Below are 1,025 nucleotides of genomic sequence, written 5' to 3'. Positions count from 1 at the left end.
TCATAGGGGGAAAAGTGTTACCCATCTATCCGGTTCAAAATGTAACCCCTCTATCCGCTGGACATTCACGATCTTAGCGAGCACGCCCGCAGGGCGGCACAGCTAAGTCGTAGAAAATCCAAGAGAGGGGATCTTCAGCTGGACGGCGAATTGCTGGTCGGCTCGCCGAGCGCCACCGGTACCTTCTCCGACCTGCAGCAGCGGCTGAACCGCAAGAGCGTCTCGCCGAAGATCCAGGCGCAGTACCCCGCCTTCATGCGCTGCTACGACTTGTTGCAGCTGGGCGACGAAGATTTGCGCCCGCTGCCTTACCGTGAGCGGCGTGCGCGGCTGGACGACTTCATTAAGACACTCGATCCCACCCGTTTCGACCTCTCGCCCTTCGTGGCGTTCGAGAGCTGGACCGAGCTGGAAACCCATCGCAGCAACCCGCCGCATCCGATCATCGAAGGCGTCATGCTGAAGCGCTGGGATTCTCCCTATGTCGCCGGCCGCCCGAAAGGCCCGTGGTTCAAGTGGAAACGCGATCCGCACACGGTGGATGCGGTGCTGATGTATGCCCAGCGCGGCCACGGCAAGCGCTCCTCCTTCTATTCCGACTACACGTTCGGCGTCTGGTCGGGCCCGGAAGGCGCGGAAGAGCTGGTGCCGGTCGGCAAGGCCTATTTCGGCTTCACCGACGAGGAGCTGAAACAGATCGACAAATATGTGCGCGACAACACCATCGAGCGCTTCGGCCCGGTGCGTTCGGTGCGCGCCGACCGCACCGCCGGCCTGGTGCTGGAAGTCGCCTTCGAAGGCCTCAACCGCTCGACGCGCCACAAATCCGGCGTGGCCATGCGCTTCCCCCGCATCTCCCGCCTGCGCTGGGACAAGCCGACGGCGGAGGCCGACCGGATCGAGACGCTGCAGGCGCTGCTGGATTAGGGGGCAAGCGCCAGCGCCTGTTATCTCCCCCCTTGCGGGGGGTGAGGGCCTGGTTCGCCGCAGGCGAATTGAAAGGTCCAGTGGACCTTTCAAAAGGC

At 63.3% G+C, this 1,025-nt stretch carries 1 pseudogene; it reads left to right on the top strand.

The annotated features are described in order from the left end of the window. Positions 1-72: 72 nt before the first annotated feature. A pseudogene (locus tag L4923_RS30825) lies at positions 73-927 on the top strand (cisplatin damage response ATP-dependent DNA ligase); the annotation flags it as partial. Positions 928-1,025 lie beyond the last annotated feature (98 nt).

Source organism: Terribium retamae (genome assembly GCF_022347545.1).
Taxonomy (GTDB): Bacteria; Pseudomonadota; Alphaproteobacteria; order Rhizobiales; family Rhizobiaceae; genus Mesorhizobium; species Mesorhizobium retamae.
Note: the sequence above shows the minus strand (reverse complement) of the source record. Positions and strands in the feature narration are given on the sequence as shown.